At 58.0% G+C, this 1,228-nt stretch carries 1 protein-coding gene; it reads left to right on the top strand.

Going from position 1 to position 1,228, the window contains the following annotated elements:
- The coding region (gene tssI, locus DEO48_RS24755) for a type VI secretion system tip protein TssI/VgrG (protein WP_109846568.1) at positions 1 to 1,228 on the top strand (1,228 nt) is incomplete at both ends.

Raw genomic sequence — 1,228 nt, 5'->3', positions numbered from 1 at the left:
TGCGCAGGGGGATACGGGATTTCGCCGGACCCGTTACGAGGCCATTGTGCAACCTGCCCTGTGGCGTACCGGGCTGCGCACCAACTGCCGGATTTTCCAGGTGAAAAAGCCGCAGGACATCATCGGTGAACTCCTGGAAGAAGCGGGTATTCTGGACTACACCTTCTCGTTGCGTCAGGACCATGCCGCGCGCGAATACTGCGTGCAGTATCGGGAAAGCGATCTGGACTTTATCACCCGCCTGGCGGCGGAAGAGGGGATGTTCTTCTGGCACGAGTTTGAGGCGGGTAAGCACCGGGTGGTGTTTGCAGACCATACCGGGGCGCTGGAGAAAAAAGATACCCCGGTCTTCTTTAATCTGGCGAATCAGGGGCTGGAGCAGGGGGCGTATATCCGGCAGTTCCGCTATGCCGAAGCGGTACGAACGACAGTGGTGGAGCTGCGGGACTATAGTTTTAAAAATCCTGCTTACAACCAGTCGAATAAAAAAATCAGTCACGAGCTGGACCATCAGCGTGAACCCTATGAGTACTACGACTATCCGGGACGCTACAAGCAGGCTGAGAGCGGTAAAGCCTTCAGCGCCTACCGCCTGGATGCGCTCAGAGCTGATGCGGTCACCGGCAATGGCCTGTCAAACTGCGCAGAGCTGCGTCCGGGGCTGCGGTTTATGCTGGAAGAGCACCAGAACGAGGCCTTTAACACGCAGTGGCAGGTGGTGTCCGTGAAGCATGAGGGAAAACAGCCGCAGGCGCTGGAAGAGGAAGGCGGGGACAAGCCCACCACCTTTACCAACACGTTCGACGTTATTAAAGGCGGAGCGGCCTGGCGCATGCAGATGCCGGCACGCCCGATGGTGGATGGTCCGCAGATAGCGATTGTGACGGGGCCTGCGACGGAAGAAATCTACTGCGATGAGCACGGTCGCGTGAAGGTGAAATTCCCGTGGGACCGCTATGGCAACAGTGATGACCTCAGTTCCTGCTGGGTGCGGGTGAGTCAGGGCTGGGCGGGGGGCCGCTACGGGATGGTGGCACTTCCGCGTGTGGGTCATGAAGTGGTGGTGAGCTTTCTGGAAGGGGATCCGGATCAGCCAATTATTACCGGGCGTACTTACCATGCGACCAATCTGGCGCCTTATGTGCTGCCACACAATAAAACCCGTACCGTCATCCGCACGGATACGCACCAGGGAACCGGGTTTAACGAACTGAGTTTTGAAGATGCG

The organism is Enterobacter sp. CGMCC 5087, assembly GCF_003144775.1.
GTDB lineage: Bacteria > Pseudomonadota > Gammaproteobacteria > Enterobacterales > Enterobacteriaceae > Enterobacter > Enterobacter cloacae_M.
The sequence above is the reverse complement of the archived record's forward strand: the minus strand, read 5'-3'. Positions and strand labels throughout refer to the sequence as shown.